This is a genomic window from Methylopila jiangsuensis (genome assembly GCF_027922305.1).
Lineage (GTDB): Bacteria > Pseudomonadota > Alphaproteobacteria > Rhizobiales > Methylopilaceae > Methylopila > Methylopila jiangsuensis.
Genome location: NZ_BSFK01000005.1, coordinates 194339 through 209425, shown reverse-complemented (window position 1 = coordinate 209425; position 15087 = coordinate 194339). Strand labels below are relative to the sequence as shown.

14 protein-coding genes are annotated in these 15087 nt (G+C 70.8%); 5 read left to right on the top strand and 9 right to left on the bottom strand.

Annotated features, from left to right (window positions below; all coding sequences use genetic code 11):
* Positions 1-32: 32 nt before the first annotated feature.
* Positions 33-425 (top strand): hypothetical protein, encoded by a 393-nt coding sequence (locus tag PKE85_RS02540; RefSeq protein ID WP_271203220.1) that lies wholly within the window; start codon positions 33-35, stop codon positions 423-425.
* A gap of 142 nt (positions 426-567) precedes the next feature.
* Here the strand turns inward: PKE85_RS02540 and PKE85_RS02535 are convergent, their stop codons facing one another.
* From PKE85_RS02535 to PKE85_RS02525, 3 genes are all read right to left on the bottom strand, one after another.
* Positions 568-1335: a TerC family protein gene (locus tag PKE85_RS02535; RefSeq protein WP_271203219.1), complete on the bottom strand. Its 768-nt coding sequence runs from the start codon at positions 1333-1335 to the stop codon at positions 568-570.
* 159 nt (positions 1336-1494) lie between these two features.
* Positions 1495-1917: a nucleoside-diphosphate kinase gene (ndk, locus tag PKE85_RS02530; protein ID WP_271203218.1), complete on the bottom strand. Its 423-nt coding sequence runs from the start codon at positions 1915-1917 to the stop codon at positions 1495-1497.
* A gap of 88 nt (positions 1918-2005) precedes the next feature.
* Entirely contained in the window at positions 2006-2947 is a 942-nt protein-coding gene (locus tag PKE85_RS02525) for a hydrogen peroxide-inducible genes activator (RefSeq protein ID WP_271203217.1), read from the bottom strand.
* Positions 2948-3101: 154 nt separating this feature from the next.
* On the opposite strand from PKE85_RS02525, the gene katA reads away from it, so the two are divergent.
* A complete protein-coding gene (gene katA / locus PKE85_RS02520; RefSeq protein WP_271203216.1) occupies positions 3102-4598 on the top strand; it encodes a catalase KatA in 1497 nt (498 codons plus the stop codon).
* Positions 4599-4807: 209 nt separating this feature from the next.
* Here katA and PKE85_RS02515 read toward each other — a convergent pair whose 3' ends face one another.
* Positions 4808-5488 (bottom strand): glutathione S-transferase N-terminal domain-containing protein, encoded by a 681-nt coding sequence (locus PKE85_RS02515; RefSeq protein WP_271203215.1) that lies wholly within the window; start codon positions 5486-5488, stop codon positions 4808-4810.
* Between the two features lie 82 nt (positions 5489-5570).
* Here PKE85_RS02515 and PKE85_RS02510 point away from each other — a divergent pair, with 82 nt between their 5' ends.
* Positions 5571-6080: a DinB family protein gene (locus PKE85_RS02510; protein ID WP_271203214.1), complete on the top strand. Its 510-nt coding sequence runs from the start codon at positions 5571-5573 to the stop codon at positions 6078-6080.
* Positions 6081-6101: 21 nt separating this feature from the next.
* Here PKE85_RS02510 and PKE85_RS02505 read toward each other — a convergent pair whose 3' ends face one another.
* Positions 6102-7103, bottom strand: a complete 1002-nt coding sequence (locus PKE85_RS02505) for a Bug family tripartite tricarboxylate transporter substrate binding protein (protein WP_271203213.1) — start codon at positions 7101-7103, stop codon at positions 6102-6104.
* Positions 7104-7226: 123 nt separating this feature from the next.
* Positions 7227-8156, bottom strand: a complete 930-nt coding sequence (locus PKE85_RS02500; RefSeq protein ID WP_271203212.1) for a LysR family transcriptional regulator — start codon at positions 8154-8156, stop codon at positions 7227-7229.
* Positions 8157-8334: 178 nt separating this feature from the next.
* Here PKE85_RS02500 and PKE85_RS02495 point away from each other — a divergent pair, with 178 nt between their 5' ends.
* Together PKE85_RS02495 and PKE85_RS02490 are read left to right on the top strand one after the other, a co-directional pair.
* The gene (locus tag PKE85_RS02495) at positions 8335-9357 is read left to right on the top strand and encodes a class 1 fructose-bisphosphatase (RefSeq protein WP_271203211.1); all 1023 of its coding nucleotides are present in this window, start codon (positions 8335-8337) and stop codon (positions 9355-9357) included.
* Between the two features lie 21 nt (positions 9358-9378).
* Complete coding sequence (locus tag PKE85_RS02490; RefSeq protein ID WP_271203210.1) at positions 9379-10263, top strand: phosphoribulokinase; 885 nt, start codon at positions 9379-9381, stop codon at positions 10261-10263.
* Positions 10264-10272: 9 nt separating this feature from the next.
* Here PKE85_RS02490 and guaD read toward each other — a convergent pair whose 3' ends face one another.
* The 3 genes from guaD to PKE85_RS02475 are packed head-to-tail and all read right to left on the bottom strand — an operon-like array spanning position 10273 to position 15016.
* Positions 10273-11589 (bottom strand): guanine deaminase, encoded by a 1317-nt coding sequence (gene guaD / locus PKE85_RS02485; RefSeq protein ID WP_271203209.1) that lies wholly within the window; start codon positions 11587-11589, stop codon positions 10273-10275.
* Positions 11586-14195, bottom strand: coding sequence for a molybdopterin-dependent oxidoreductase (locus PKE85_RS02480; RefSeq protein ID WP_271203208.1), 2610 nt, complete (start codon positions 14193-14195; stop codon positions 11586-11588). Before PKE85_RS02480 ends, guaD begins: the two co-directional genes overlap by 4 nt.
* Positions 14192-15016, bottom strand: coding sequence for an FAD binding domain-containing protein (locus tag PKE85_RS02475; RefSeq protein ID WP_271203207.1), 825 nt, complete (start codon positions 15014-15016; stop codon positions 14192-14194). Before PKE85_RS02475 ends, PKE85_RS02480 begins: the two co-directional genes overlap by 4 nt.
* Positions 15017-15087 lie beyond the last annotated feature (71 nt).

Genomic DNA, 15087 nt, shown 5'->3' with positions numbered 1-15087 from the left:
GTCCGCCCCAAAGGCTTCAAGAGGTGCATGACATGGTCGACAGGAGAGCAAGCTCGCTCGCGCATGACGCCGGCGATCAGATCGCCGCGCTGCGCGACACCATCGCCGATCTCAGCGATCGCGTGTCGTCGCTCGCGGCCGACCGCGCCCGCAGCGCCCGCAAGAGCGCGCGCGCCGCGGCGAAGTCGCTGAGCTCCAGCTCCAACACGCTGTACGACGACGGCGTCGAGGCGCTGCACGACGCGGCCGACACCGCGGTCTATTACGGCCGTCGCGCCGGCCGCGTGGTGCAGAGCAATCCGGGCCTGTCGCTCGCCGGCCTCGCGCTCGGCATCGGCGTGGTCGCGGCGCTGGTCTATGCGTCCCAGCGCGAGGAAGACCGCCGCTGGTACGAGCGCGGCGGCCGCCGCGGCGGCTGGTTCTGAAGAACCTGATCGACCACACCGCCAATCCGGGGGCGGCGCTTCGGCGCCGCCCCTTTTTCTTTGGCCGCTGCACGGAATGAAAAAAGGCGCGGTCCCGGAGGACCGCGCCTTGACGTTCGCGACGTATGCGGCGCCGGGCGGCTCAGCTCTCGTCGCGCAGCGTGCCCTCGGCGGTGCGGTGACGGCGGCGCTTCAGCGTGTAGGCGATCGAGAGCACGACCACCGCGCCGACGGCGGCGGCGGTGTAGTGCAGCCACTTCACGGCGGTCAGGCCGCCCGCATGTTCCGGATCGGGCAGCACGTAGCCGGCGTTCAGACCGTGCAGCCAGTTGATGACCACCGGATCGCCGAGGATCATCTCGCCCGCGATCCAGCCGAGCAGCGCGGCGCCCAGCCACACCAGGAAGGGGAACTTCTGCAGGATGGCGCTGAGCAGCGTGGAGCCGGCGATGATCAGCGGAATGGTCAGCAGCAGCCCGAAGATGAACAGCTCCGGATGGCCCTTGGCGGCGGCGGCGATGGCGACCACGTTGTCGAGGCTCATCACCGCGTCGGCGATGGCGATGGTGCGCACCGCGCCCCAGAGATTGTCGCTCGCCTGAACGTCCGCGTGATCCTCGTGCTCGTCGGTGGCGAGCTTGACCGCGATCCAGACCAGCAGCAGGCCGCCGGCGATCTTCAGGAACGGCACGCCCAGCAGGAAGGTGACGAAGAAGGCGAAGATGATGCGCAGGCACACCGCCGCGCCCGCGCCGAGCAGAATGCCCATCTTGCGCTGGTTGGCCGGCAGCTTGCGGCAGGCGAGCGCGATGACGACCGCGTTGTCGCCGGACAGCAGCAGATCGATCCAGATGATCTGAAGCAGGGAGATCCAGAAGGTCGGCTGGTCGAACGCGAAGTTGAATTCCATCCGTCATCTCCCCGGCGGCCGGTCGGCGCGCGGCCGCAGGCTCGTGAACGTCGTTTGGTCGTGAGTAGGCCCGCGCCGGTGGGCGCGGGCCTACTCAACTATCGTATATGTGATCGCGAAGCGATCAGAGATCACGTCGCCGCGATCCGCCCGCCGTCGTCAGCCGACGATCTCTTCGTCCTTGAAGAAGTAGGCGATCTCCTGCGCGGCGGTCTCGGGCGCGTCGGAGCCATGCACCGAGTTGGCCTCGATCGACTCGGCGAGGTCCTTGCGGATGGTGCCTTCGGCGGCGTTGGCCGGGTTGGTGGCGCCCATGACCTCACGGTACGTGGCGACGGCGTTCTCGCCCTCGAGCACCTGCACCACCACCGGGCCGGAGATCATGAAAGCGACCAGATCGTTGAAGAACGGGCGCTCCTTGTGGACGGCGTAGAAGCCCTCGGCCTGCTCCTTGGTCAGGTGCAGGCGCTTCTGGGCGACGACGCGAAGGCCGGCGGCCTCGATGTAGGACAGCACCTTGCCGGTGATGTTGCGGCGGGTCGCGTCCGGCTTGATGATGGAGAAGGTGCGCTCGAGAGCCATGGGTCTAGCCTTGTGGTCGGATAGGGAGCGGCCCCGTCCGGGCGCGAAACGCCCGCATGAGCCCGCGGAACGGCTGAAAACGCGCGGCTTATAACGTGGCGGCCGCCGGGGCGGAAGGGCGCGCGGCGGGGTTTTGGCCGCCTCCGCGCATGAGACGGATGGTTTCCGCCAGCGCCCGGAACCCGTCCTTCGCCGGCGAGGTGCGGCGATAGGCCAGCGCGAGCGTGCGGGCCGGCTCTGGCCGCTCGAACCTGAGCAGGGTCACGCGCGGATCGCCCTGCGCCTCGGACTCCACGAACAGCTGGGGCAGCAGCGTGATGCCCTGCCCGTTCGCCACCAGCTGCATCAGCGTGGTCAGGCTGGTGGCGCCGAAGCTTTTCAGCCGTCGCGGGTCGATGGTGCGGCAGACGGTGAGCGCCTGGTCGCGGAAGCAGTGGCCGTCCTCCAGCAGCAGCAGTTCGGAATCGTCCAGCACGTCGGCGCTGGCGCTCGCCCGCCCCGCGAGCGGGCCGTCGGACGGCACCGCCAGCAAAAAGGCGTCGTCGAACAGGATCTCGGCCTCGATCTCGGGATGGTCCACCGGCAGGCTCATCACCACCGCGTCGAGGTCGCCGGCGACCAGCTCCCGCAGCAGCGCCGCGGTCTGGGTCTCCCGCAGGGAGAGCTGCACCGCCGCATGCCGCTCGCGGATGGCGGGCAGCAGGCGCGGCAGCAGATAGGGCGCGATCGACGGGATGACGCCGAGCCGCACCGGCCCGCTCAGGGAGGCCCCGCCGAGCCGCGCCCGCGCCTCCAGATCGCGCACCGCGGCGAGGATGGCCCCCGCGCGCTCGGCCACATCCTGCCCGAGCTCGGTGAGCTTCACCCCCTCCCGCGCCCGTTCCACCAGAGGCGCGCCAAGCGCCGTCTCCAGCTCGCGGATCTGCATGGAGAGCGCCGGCTGGGTGACGGCGCAGGCTTCCGCCGCCCGGCCGAAATGCCGGAGCCGGGCGAGCTGCTCGAAATAGCGAAGCTGGCGGAGCGTGAGCATGACGATCAGATAATCTTATCTTAGAACCGATGCAAACTGATTTGCCCTGATGGCGGCGCCGCCCCATCCTTGCCCCCATCGACATCGCCCCACCGCCGGGACGGCGCCGCCCCGCGCCGTCCGCTCAAGAGGGCGTGAGATCAAGGAGGCTTCCATGACCGATCGGATGACGACCTCGGCCGGCGCGCCGATCCCCGACAACCAGAACTCGGAGACCGCCGGTCCCCGCGGTCCGGTTCTGCTGCAGGACTACCAGCTGATCGAGAAGCTCGCGCACCAGAACCGCGAGCGCATCCCCGAGCGCGTGGTCCACGCCAAGGGCTGGGGCGCGCATGGCGTGCTGAAGATCACCGGCGACATCTCCAGATACACCAAGGCCAAGGCGCTGCAGCCGGGCGCGGAGACGCCGATGCTGGCGCGCTTCTCCACCGTCGCCGGCGAGCTGGGCGCGGCCGACGCCGAGCGCGACGTGCGCGGCTTCGCGCTGAAGTTCTACACGCCCGAGGGCAACTGGGACCTCGTGGGCAACAACACCCCGGTGTTCTTCGTCCGTGACCCGCTGAAGTTCCCGGACTTCATCCACACCCAGAAGCGCCACCCCAAGACCAACATGCGCTCCCCCACCGCCATGTGGGACTTCTGGTCGCTGTCGCCGGAGAGCCTGCATCAGGTCACCATCTTGATGTCGGACCGCGGCATCCCGGTCGACCCGACCCACATGAACGGCTACGGCTCCCACACCTATTCGTTCTGGAACGACGCCGGCGAGCGCTACTGGGTGAAGTTCCACTTCAAGACCGAGCAGGGCCACCGGCACTTCACCAACGAGGAGGCCGACCAGGTCATCGGCAAGACCCGCGAGAGCTATCAGGAAGCGCTCTACGGCAAGATCGACCGCGGCGAATTCCCCCGCTGGAAGGTTCAGGTGCAGATCATGCCCGAACTCGATGCGGAGAAGACCTCGTACAATCCGTTCGACCTCACCAAGGTGTGGCCGCATGGCGAGTATCCGCCGATCGACATCGGCGTGCTGGAGCTGAACCGGAACCCGGAGAACTACTTCGCCGAGATCGAGAACGCCGCGTTCTCGCCCTCCAACATCGTGCCGGGCATCGGCTTCTCGCCCGACAAGATGCTGCAGGCGCGCATCTTCTCCTACGCCGACGCCCACCGGCACCGGCTCGGCACCCATTACGAGACCATTCCGGTGAACCAGCCCAAGTGCCCGGTGCATCACTACCACCGGGACGGGCAGATGAACGTGTTCGGCGGCGTTAAAACCGGCAATCCGGACGCGTATTACGAGCCGAACTCGTTCAATGGCCCCAAGGAGGACAAGTCCGCGCAGGAGCCGCCGCTGCGCCTCTCGGGCGACGCCACGCGCTACAACCACCGCGACGGCAACGACGACTACGGGCAGGTGACGGCGCTGTTCAACCTGTTCGACGACGGCCAGAAGAACCGGCTGTTCGCCAACCTCGCCGCCGCCATGTCCGGCATCCCGGAGGAGATCGCCGAGCGCCAGCTCGCCCATTTCAAGCGGGTGCACCCGGACTACGAGGCCGGCGTCCGCAAGGCCCGCGCCACGCTCACCGGCCGCGAGCCGGCGATCTCGGTGACGCCGAACACCCCGCAGGAGGCGGCGGAGTAATCCGCCGCGCCTTCACGCGGACGATTCGACGGCGGGCCGCTCAGGCCCGCCGTTTTTGTTTCGGGCGCTCCGTCGCTTCGACATCTCCGTCATGCCCGCCGCAGGCGGATATCCACGACTGGAACATGCAAGCGCGTACGACGCCCGAAGTCGTGGATGCCCGAGACAAGCTCGGGCATGACGTCGTCTGTGGGCGCGTGTTGGAGCCGTCAGCCCTTCGTCGCGGACAGCGTCTCGCCGTAGCGCTCCTCCAGCCGCTCGAACCACGCGGCGAGTTTCTCTTCGCCATCGAGATAATCCACGGCGCCGATCACCCGCGCCCACTGGAACAGGCCGGCGATCTGGAAGTCGACGAACAGCGGCGCCTCGCCGCCAAGGAACGGCTGGCCCCGCAGCGCGATCTTCAGCGGGGTCATGGCCTCGCGCGCGGCGGCGATCTTCGCCTCCGGGTCGGCGGCCACCTGCTCCAGCGGCTCGCGGAACATGCGCTCCCGCGAGGCGCGGAAGTAGGCCTTGTTCTCGTCGTCCAGCGCGTCGTGGATGGCGACGACCATGGCGCGCGACATCTTGCCCAGCAGATAGGCGGTCAGCGCCGCGCCGAGCCCTTGCGTCAGCGCAAGCCCGCCCTCGCCCGCGAACAGCGGGTTCTCGGGCCGAAGCTGTTCGAGACGGCGGGCGATGGCGAGCGAGTCGCCGATCGTCTCGCCCTCGATCTCCAGCACCGGCACGGTCTTGAAGCCGCCCCCCGCGATGGTCGGAATGTCGGTGAAACGGGCCGCCGTGGTGGCGAAGGCGACGCCCTTATGCGCCAGCGCCAGCTTGACGGCCCAGCAGTAAGGGCTGATGCGTCGGCCGTCGGCCAGCGCAAGATCGTAGAGATGGGCGGTCACGGGCGTTTCCTCTCGGTTGTTTTTCTGAGATCGCGACGCGCCGAAACTGGCATGCCAGACGTGACGACGCGAGGAGGAAAGCATGATCGACCACTGGCGAACCTTCGCCGCCTACAACGCCTGGGCCAACCGGCGGCTCTACGGCGCGGTGGCGGCGCTTCCGCCCCAAGACTTCGCCCGCGACGGCGGCGCGTTCTTCCGCTCGCTGCGCGGCACGCTCAACCATCTGGTGGTGACGGACGCGATCTGGCTGGACCGGCTCCGGGGCGGCTTCACCCCGCCCCACCAGCTCGACGACGTTCCCTACCCCGAGTTCGCGCCGCTTGAAGAGGCGCGCGCGGCGCTGGACGCGGCGCTCTCCGCCTTTGTGGCCGCGCTGACGCCGGCCGATCTCGACCGCGAACTCAGCTTCCGCCGACAGGCCTCGCCTGAGCCCATCCGCCAAAGGCTCGGATCGGCGCTGGCGCATCTGTTCAACCACCAGACCCATCACCGCGGCCAGGCGCATGCGCTTCTGACGCAGTTCGGCGGCCCGGAGGCCGGACCGCCGCTCGATCTGCTGCTGTATCTGAGGGAGACGGGCGCGGCCTGACGCGCCGCGCCCCGCTGGGCCTCAGTCGATCTGCGCGCCGGAATCGGCGACGATCGGGGCCCATTTGGCGAGCTCGGCCTTCACCAGATCGGCCAGCACCTGCGGGTCGGAGCCCACGATCTCGGCGCTGAAATCGGTCAGCTTCGCCTTCACGCCCTCGTCCTGCAGCGCCTTGACGGCGGCGGCGTTCAGCTTCTCGATCGCCTCCGGCGGCGTGCCGGCGGGAGCGAACAGCGCGTTCCAGGAGTAGGTGTCGTAGCCCGGCAGCGTCTCGCCGATGGCGGGCAGGTCCGGGAAGGTGGCGGTGCGCTTGGCGGTGGTGACGCCAAGCGCCCGCAGGCGGCCCGTCTTGATGTGCTCGGTGGAGGACGGCATGTTGTCGAACTGCATCGGCACCTGGCCGGCGATCACGTCCACCAGCGCCGGACCCGACCCCTTGTAGGGGATATGGACGATGTCGACGCCCGCGAGCTTCTTGAACAGCTCGCCGGAGAGATGCAGCGGCGAGCCGTTGCCCGACGAGGCGTAGGCGTATTTGCCGGGCTCGGCCTTGGCGAGGTCGATCAGCTCCTGCACCGTCTTGGCCGGGAACTTGGGGTTCACCGTCAGCACGTTCGGCACGTTCACCAGCAGCGAGATCGGCGCGAAGTCCTTTACCGCGTCGTAGCTGATCTTCTTGTAGAGCGCCGGGTTGAGGGCGTGGGTCGCCACCGTGCCCATGAGGATGGTGTAGCCGTCGGGGTCGGCCTTGGCGACCACGCCCGCGCCCAGGTTGCCGCCGGCGCCGCCGCGGTTGTCCACGATCACCTGCTGGCCGAGGACCTCGCCCATCTTGGCGGCCACGAGGCGGGCCACCAGGTCGGTGGAGCCGCCGGGCGCGAAGGGCACGATCAGCGTGACGACGCGGGCGGGATACCCTTGAGCGAGCGCCGGCTTCGGAAAGGCGCCGAGAGCGGCGGCCGCGGCGCCTGCGCCGGCGAGCGCGCCGAACCCACGGCGGGTGATGGGGAGATCGTTCGACATCGACGGTTCCTTCCTGTCTCGGACGCTTGGGGCCTGCTCATCCGCCCGGCGCGCCTCTCTGGCGAAACTGTGGCACGCCACGGACGCGGGGTCGATACGGGATGCGTGTCCCGCCTGCCGGAATCAGAACATGGATCGCGGCAGGAACTCCGCGCCGCGCTCGGACAGGAAGGCGTTCATGGCGGCGGCCGGCGGCGTCAGGCGCTTGCCCGCGCGGCGCACCACGTACCACTGCCGCATGATCGGCAGGCCGACCACGTCGAGCTGCGCCAGCCGCCCCTGCGCCACCTCGGCCGCGACCGTGTGCGCCGAGATGAAGGCGAGCCCGAGCCCCGCGATCACCGCCTGCTTGATGGTCTCGTTGGAGCCGATCTCCATGCCGGCCTTGGGGCGCACGCCCTCCTCGCCGAACAGGCGCTCCATCAGCCCGCGGGTGCCGGAGCCCTGCTCGCGCATCAGGAAGGTGTGGCCCGTCAGCGCCTGGGGCGGCAGCGGCCCCCGGCCCGCCAGCGGATGGTCCGGCGGCGCGATCACCACATGGGGGTGATCGCCGATCACCACCTGCTCGGTCTCCAGATCCTCCGGCGGGCGGCCCATGATGGCCACGTCCACCGCGTCGGAGCGCAGCAGGGCGATCACCTCGGCGCGGTTGCCGATGGTGAGGCTCACGTCGACGTTGGGATGGGCGCGCGCGAACACGCCGAGCGCCATGGGCGCGAAATACTTCGCGGTGGAGATGATGGCGACCGCCACCCGGCCGCCGTCGAGGCCCTTCATGGCTTCCAGCGCCGCCACGCAGTCCCGGAGCGCCGCCTCGATGCGGGCGGCGGCCACCGCCACCTCGCGGCCGGCGTCGGTGGGGCGGAACTTCTCGCCGGTGCGGTCGAGCAGCGGCAGACCGAGCGCCGCCTCCAGAAGCTGCACCTGCATGGTGACGGCCGGCGGCGTCACCGACAGCCGGCGCGCGGCCGCGCTGACCGAGCCGGTGTCGGCCACCTCCGCCAGGGCGCGAAGCTGCTTCAGGGTCAGGGAGCGGATCAGGCTTTCAGACATGCTGAAATCGACATTTAGGTTATTCGGGAAAGCTGAGCAATGACATATGACATGCGCGGAGACAGGATGGCGGCCGCTTGACGCCGCCACGGGCGGCGCCGCACGAGAAGCGACGGGCGCGGACGCCCGAAGGCTGACGGCTTCAAGACCGTCGCCGCCAGATCAGGGGAAGACGCCGGTGCCCGACAACACGACCCTCGACGCCTATCTCGCCTCCTGGGCCGGCGAAGACGCCCTGCGCGGCGACGTCGCCCGCGTCATCACGCTGATGGTCGAGGCCGGCGTCGTCATCGCCGACATCGTCGGGCGCGGCGCGCTGGAGGAGGCGATGGGCGCCCAGACCGACGCCACCAACGCCGGCGGCGACGCCCAGAAGGCGCTGGACGTGCGCACCCACGACATCGTGGTCGATCTGCTGAAGGATTCGCCCGTGGCCCGCGTGGGCTCCGAGGAGGCCAAGGAAGAGGTGGTGTTCGACGACGCCCGCCCGCTCGTGGTCGCCATGGACCCGCTGGACGGCTCGTCCAACATCGAGACCAACGTCTCCATCGGCACGCTGTTCGGCGTGCTGCCGAACGACGGCGCGACCTCCTTCGTCCAGCCTGGCCGCAACCAGCTCGCGGCGGGCTTCATCGTCTACGGCCCGGCCACCGCGCTGGTGCTCACCGTCGGGGCCGGAACCCACGTCTTCATGCTGGACCGGGCGTCGGGCGCCTTCGTCCGCACCCATGCGGACGTGCAGATTCCCGCGCAGACCAAGGAATACGCCGTCAACGCCTCGAACCAGCGCCACTGGGACGACGCCATGCAGGCCTATGTGGGCGACTGCCTCGCCGGCGCCGAAGGCCCGCGCGAGAAGAACTTCAACATGCGCTGGGTCGGCTCGCTGGTGGCGGACGTGTTCCGCATCCTCGTCCGCGGCGGCGTCTATCTCTATCCGGGCGACGCGCGCCAGGGCTACGCCTCGGGCCGACTGCGGCTGACCTACGAATGCAACCCCATCGCCTTCGTGTGCGAGCAGGCGGGCGGCGCGGCCACCGACGGCGTGCGCCCGATTCTCGACATCGAGCCCAAGTCGCTGCACGTGCGCTCGCCGCTGGTCTGCGGCTCCAAGGACGAGGTGGAGCGCATCGCGCAGTACTACGCCGAGCCCCCCACCCGCTCGCCGCTGTTCGCCAAGCGCGGCCTGTTCCTGGCCTGACGGCGGCGGATACGCTCGTTCATGTCCGCTCGCCATCCCATCATCTCGGTCACGGGATCGTCCGGCGCGGGCACGACCTCCGTGCGCGCGACCTTCGAACAGATCTTCCGGCGCGAACGCATCACGCCGGCCTACGTCCAGGGCGACGCCTTCCACCGCTACGACCGCGCCGAGATGAAGCGGCGCGTGCGGGAGGCCGCCAAGCGCGGCGACCATCATTTCAGCCACTTCGGCCTCGAAGCCAACATGCTGGATGAGCTGGAGGCCGTGCTGGCCCGCTACGGCGAGCGCGGCGAGGGCCGCACGCGCTACTACGTCCACGACGCCGGCGAGGCGGAGCGCTTCGGCGCGCCGGTGGGCTCCTTCACGCCGTGGGAGGAGCTGCCGGCGCCTACCGACCTTCTGCTTTACGAGGGCCTGCACGGCGCGGTGATCGCGGACGGCGTCGACACCGCCCGCTTCGCGGATCTCAAGATCGGCGTGGTGCCGGTGCTGAACCTCGAATGGATCCAGAAGATCCACCGGGACAGCGGCCAGCGCGGCTATTCCAAGGACGACGTCACCCAGACGATCCTGCGGCGCATGCCGGACTACATCAACTACATCTGCCCGCAGTTCAGCGCGACCGACATCAACTTCCAGCGCATCCCGACGGTGGACACCTCGAACCCGTTCATCGCCCGGGCGATCCCCACCGCCGACGAATCCATGGTGGTGATCCGCTTCCGCAAGCCGCGCGGCATCGACTTCCCCTACCTGCTGTCCATGGTGCCGAACAGCTTCATGTCCCGGGCGAACTCCATCGTCATCCCCGGCGGCAAGCTCGACCTCGCCATGCAGCTCATCCTGACGCCGATGATCATGGCGCTGATGGACAAGCGGAAACGGGCGCTGGCGGCGGTGTGACGCGCCGCCTCACCCGTCGCGGTCGAACACGCGCGCGCCCGCCACGTAGGTGGCGCGCACCATCCGGTCGTCGGCGAGCGTCATGAGCGCGAACAGCAGCTCCTCGACGCTGTCGCACCACGACGTCCGGAAGCCGAGCAGCGGCGTGGCGGCGAGGTCGAGCACGCACAGGTCGGCCTCATAGCCCACGGCGATGCGGCCGATGCGGTCGTCGAGGCCGAGCGCCCGCGCGCCGCCGAGCGTGGCGAGATGAAACGCCTGCGCGGCGTCGAGCCGCCGGCCGCCAAGCGCCGAGACCTTGCAGGCGTCGCCCATGGACCGGAACGGCGACAGGCTGGTCCCCGCGCCCACGTCGCTGCCGAGGCCGACCCGCACCGGCCGCCGCGGGTCCACCGCCTCGAACAGGCGGAACAGGCCGCTGCCGAGGAACAGGTTCGAGCTCGGGCAATGGACCAGCGCGGCGTCGCAGGCGTGGCAGCGGGCGAAGGCGCTCTCGTCCAGATGGATGGCGTGGCCGAACAGCGAGCGCGGCCCGGCGAGGCCGTGACGGGCGTAGACGTCCAGATAGTCCGCCCGCGCCGGGAACAGCTCCCGCACCCAGGCGACCTCGGCCTCGCTCTCCGCCAGATGGGTCTGGAGATGGACGCCGGGGTTCTCGGCCAGCAGCGCGCCGGCGGCGTCGAGCTGCGCCTCGGTGCAGGAGGGCGCGAAGCGCGGCGTGACCGCGTAGCCGAGCCGGCCGCGACCGTGCCAGCGGGCGATCAGCGCCCGGCTTTCCGCGTAGCCCCGCTCGGCGGTGTCGAGCAGAGCCTCCGGCGCGTGCCGGTCCATCATCACCTTGCCGGCGATCATGCGCGCGCCGAAGCGCTCGGCCTCGGCGAAGATCGCGTCCACGGAATGGGCGTGGACGGTGCCGTAGACCGCCGCCGTGGTGGTTCCGGCCGCGAACAGCGCCCGCAGGAACAGCGCCGCCACCGTCTCCGCATGGGCGCGGTCGGCGAACATCAGCTCGGTCGGGAAGGTGTAGCGCTCCAGCCAGCCCAGCAGGTCGGCGCCGAAAGCGCCGATCATCTGGGTCTGCGGGTAATGCACATGGGCGTCGATGAAGCCCGGCGTGATCAATGCGTTCTCGAACCGCTGCGGCTCGACGCCGGCGGGAAGCCGGTCCTTCGTCGCGGCGTAATCCCCGAAAACCGTGATCGTCCCGTCCTCGATCACGATCAGCGCGTCGTCGTGATGCTCCAGACAGGCGGCGGAGGGGCGAAGAAACGGATCGTCCCGCAGCGACACGGTCGCGCCGCGCAGGGCGGCGACGCGGCCGCTCACTCGCCCTGCTCCGCGGCGACCAGCGCGGCGTGCACCCGGTCGGGCGTGAACGGGGTGGCGTCGAGCCGCAACCCGACGGCGTCGCGCACGGCGTTGGCGAGCGCCGCCGCCACGGGGTTGAACGGGCTCTCGCTCATGGATTTCGCGCCCATGGGGCCGGTTGCGTCATAGGTGTCGGCGAACAGGACTTCGGTGCGGGGCAGATCGGCCACCGCCGGGATGTGATAGTCGCGGAAGCTCGCGGTCTCCACCGCGCCGTCGGGGCCGATGCGGAAATCCTCGTAGAGCGCCGCGCCGATCGCCTGCGCCACGCCGCCCTCCACCTGCCCCCGGCACTGGCGCGGGTTGAGCACCCGGCCGGCGTCCGCCGCATGGACGCTCGCCAGAATGCGGATCTCCCCGGTCTCCGGCCGCACCGCCACCCGGAAGCCCTGCACGTTGAAGGCGATGGAGCGCGGGCTGCCCTCCGCCCGGCCGCGCGCGGCGAGCGGGGCGCCCCGCTGCTCCGCCTCCGTCGCCAGCGCGGCGATGTCCTGCGCCGAGACGCCGGCTTCATCCGCGAGGCGCTCAAGCTCCGTTTTCAGAGCCCGCGCGGCCCGCTCCACCGCGAGCCCCGTGACCACAAGGCCGGTGCTGCCGTAGACGCCGGTGTCTTCGCCGACCAGATCGGTGTCGCCGTGGCGGAGCGCGATCCGTTCCGCCGGCAGGCCCAGAACCTCCGCCGCGATCTGCGCCAGCGCCACGGTGGAGCCGGAGCCGAATTCGGCCGACCCCACCCGCAGCTCCACCCGCCCGTCCGGCAGCAGGCGGAGCGCCGCGTCCGACACATGGCCCCGCGGCGGGATGGTGTCGATCATGGCGAGCGCCATGCCCTCCCCCACCCGCCAGCCGGGCGGGGCGTCATGCCTGTCCCGGCCGCGGGCCAGCGCCTGCTCCGCCAGATCGAGGCACTGGTCGGCGCCGTAGCTGCCGAAGGTCACGTCATGCTCCCGCGCCTCATGGGCGACCATGGCGTCGCCGGGCCGGATGACGTTGCGCCGCCTGAGCTCGAACGGATCGATCCCGAGCCGCCGCGCCAGCTCGTCCATGGCGCTTTCGATGGCGAAGATGGTCTGGCTCAGGCCATAGCCTCGAAAGGCGCCGGCGGGCATCGTGTGCGTGTGCACGCTGATCGCGTCCACCGCCTTGTTGGGGCAGCGGTAGACGATCATGGATTCGTTGCAGCCGTGGCGCAGCACGCCGATGGCGTGGTTGCCATAGGCGCCGGTGTCGGCCACCACCTTGAGCGCCATCGCGGTCAGCGTCCCGTCCGCCCTGGCGCCGAGCGTCGCCGTGACCGTCATGGCGTGGCGGGTGAAGCTCGCGGTGAACTGCTCGGCGCGGGTGAGCTGCAGCTTCACCGGACGGCCGGTGCGCAGCACCGCCAGCGCCACCAGATCCTCCACCAGCATCTCCTGCTTGCCGCCGAAGCCGCCGCCGACCCGGCCGCACAGCACCCGCACCTTTTCCCGAGGCAGATCGAACAGCGCCGCCAGCGCGTCCCGGGTCAGGAACGGCGTCTGGGTGCTGGAGCGCAGCGTCAGGCGGCCGTCGCCGTCCAGCCAGCCGAGCGCGCCGTGGGTCTCCAGATGGGCGTGCTGCGCCCGGTGGGAGCGGCAGGTCTGCGTCACCGCCACATCGGCCTCCGCCAGCCCGGCGGCGACGTCGCCACAGACGCCGGAAAAGGCGTCCGCCACGTTGGCCCGCCCGCCCGGCGGCGTCGGCTGGACCGGCGGCGCGCCCTCGGCGAGCGCCGCCTCCACGGTGAGCGCCGATGGCGACGGTTCATACTGCACGATGAGCGCGCGCAGGCCCGCCTCCGCCGCCGCCTCGCTCTCCGCCACCACCGCCGCCACGCGCTGGCCCACGAAGCGCATCACGTCGTCCAGCACACGCATGTCGGCCGCGTCGTCGCCGGCATGGTGGTGGCGGGCGGTGGAGAAGCGGGCGACGGGCGCGTCGAGATGGGTCAGCACCGCCGCCACGCCGGGCGTGGCCCGCGCCGCCCCCGCGTCGATGCGCAGCACCCGCGCATGGGCGTGGGGCGAGCGCAGCACCTTCATGTGCAGCAGTCCTTCGATCGCCACGTCGAAGGTGAAGGGCTCGGTCCCGCGCACGAGGCGGCCGGAGAGCGGCGCCGGCGCCGCGTCGGGCGGAACCGCGCCGCCGAGGGCGTCGAGGATCGGGCCATAACCGGTGCAGCGGCAGAGGCTGCCCTTCAGCGCCTGGGCGAGATCGCGCATCTGGCCCTGATCGAGCGCCGCGGCGGTCATCGCCATGCCGGGCGCGCAGTAGCCGCACTGGAACGGCTGCGCCGCGTCGAGCGCCGCCCGGATCGGATGATCGCCGAGCCCCTCCGCCGTGACCACACGGCGCCCCGCCGCGCGGAAGGCGGGCGTGATGCAGCTGTTCACGGCCTCGCCGTCCAGATGCACGGTGCAGGCGCCGCAGTCGCCGGCGTCGCAGCCGGTCTTGACCGCGAAGCGGCCGATGTCCCGCAGGAAGCTGCGCAGGCACTGGCCCGGCCGCGGCGAACGCGCCACGACCTCGCCGTCCACCATCATCATGCGGCGGCCCCGAAGCCGGCGCGAATCTCCTCCGCCAGCAGCAGCGTCATGTGGCGCCGCCACGCGGGCGCGCCATGCACGTCCCCGTGCCAGCCGACCGCTTCCGCCGCGCCCTCCAGCGCCTCGCGCAGGTCGAGGGCTGCGGGGACACGCGCGAAATCCAGCCGCAGCGGCCGGGGCGTGGCGGCGGCGACGGTGAGCGCGAACGCGCCGGAGGTCTCGTCCAGCGTTCCGATCAGCAGCGCGGCGGACCGGCCGAGCGGGCTGAGCGAAGCCCGGCGCAGCGCGGCCCGGCGCTTCAGCGCCTGAACGGGAAACCGGATCTCCCGCAGCGCCTCGCCTTCGGACAGCGCCGTCCGTCTGGGGCCGAGGATGAAGGCGCGGGCCGGAATGGTCCGCTCCGCGCCGTCCGGCGCCCAGACGCGGCAGTCGCCGTCCAGCGCCGCCGCCAGCGCCGCCATGGGGGCGGCGGGAAGCGCGAGACAGAGGTTGCCGCCGACCGTCGCCTGCGCCCACACCTTGAACGAGCCCACAAGCGCCGCCCGGCAGGGTGCGATGACGCTCATGGCGCGCCAGTCGGCCGGGGCCTCGATCCGGTCAAGCTCCGCCAGCGTGCAGGTGGCGGACAGGATGAGCCCCTCCGGCGTCACGGCGAAGGGGGGCCAGCGCAGGGCCGCGAGGTCCACCAGCCGCCGCAGCTCCGGCTGGGGCTCGGAGAACAGCCATGTCCCCCCGGCGAGAAAGGCGTCGCCCGCGCGCCACGGCGGCAGCTCCGCCCGGACGGAGGGCGCGATCACCTGCTCGACGGCATTGAGGTCCATGAGGCATTCCCGCGTCAGACCCGCCGACTATGGCGGCTCGCGCCCGATGTGCAAAGATCGGGCGCGCCCGT

What these genes read in the sequence shown, in the direction of transcription:
- katA (WP_271203216.1), top strand. Translation starts at nt 3,102, where the DNA reads ATGACCGATCGGATGACGACCTCGGCCGGCGCGCCGATCCCCGACAAC.
- PKE85_RS02490 (WP_271203210.1), top strand. Translation starts at nt 9,379, where the DNA reads ATGTCCGCTCGCCATCCCATCATCTCGGTCACGGGATCGTCCGGCGCG.
- ndk (WP_271203218.1), bottom strand. Translation starts at nt 1,917, where the DNA reads ATGGCTCTCGAGCGCACCTTCTCCATCATCAAGCCGGACGCGACCCGC.
- PKE85_RS02480 (WP_271203208.1), bottom strand. Translation starts at nt 14,195, where the DNA reads ATGATGATGGTGGACGGCGAGGTCGTGGCGCGTTCGCCGCGGCCGGGC.
- PKE85_RS02500 (WP_271203212.1), bottom strand. Translation starts at nt 8,156, where the DNA reads ATGTCTGAAAGCCTGATCCGCTCCCTGACCCTGAAGCAGCTTCGCGCC.
- PKE85_RS02475 (WP_271203207.1), bottom strand. Translation starts at nt 15,016, where the DNA reads ATGGACCTCAATGCCGTCGAGCAGGTGATCGCGCCCTCCGTCCGGGCG.
- PKE85_RS02525 (WP_271203217.1), bottom strand. Translation starts at nt 2,947, where the DNA reads ATGCTCACGCTCCGCCAGCTTCGCTATTTCGAGCAGCTCGCCCGGCTC.
- PKE85_RS02535 (WP_271203219.1), bottom strand. Translation starts at nt 1,335, where the DNA reads ATGGAATTCAACTTCGCGTTCGACCAGCCGACCTTCTGGATCTCCCTG.
- PKE85_RS02540 (WP_271203220.1), top strand. Translation starts at nt 33, where the DNA reads ATGGTCGACAGGAGAGCAAGCTCGCTCGCGCATGACGCCGGCGATCAG.
- PKE85_RS02505 (WP_271203213.1), bottom strand. Translation starts at nt 7,103, where the DNA reads ATGTCGAACGATCTCCCCATCACCCGCCGTGGGTTCGGCGCGCTCGCC.
- PKE85_RS02510 (WP_271203214.1), top strand. Translation starts at nt 5,571, where the DNA reads ATGATCGACCACTGGCGAACCTTCGCCGCCTACAACGCCTGGGCCAAC.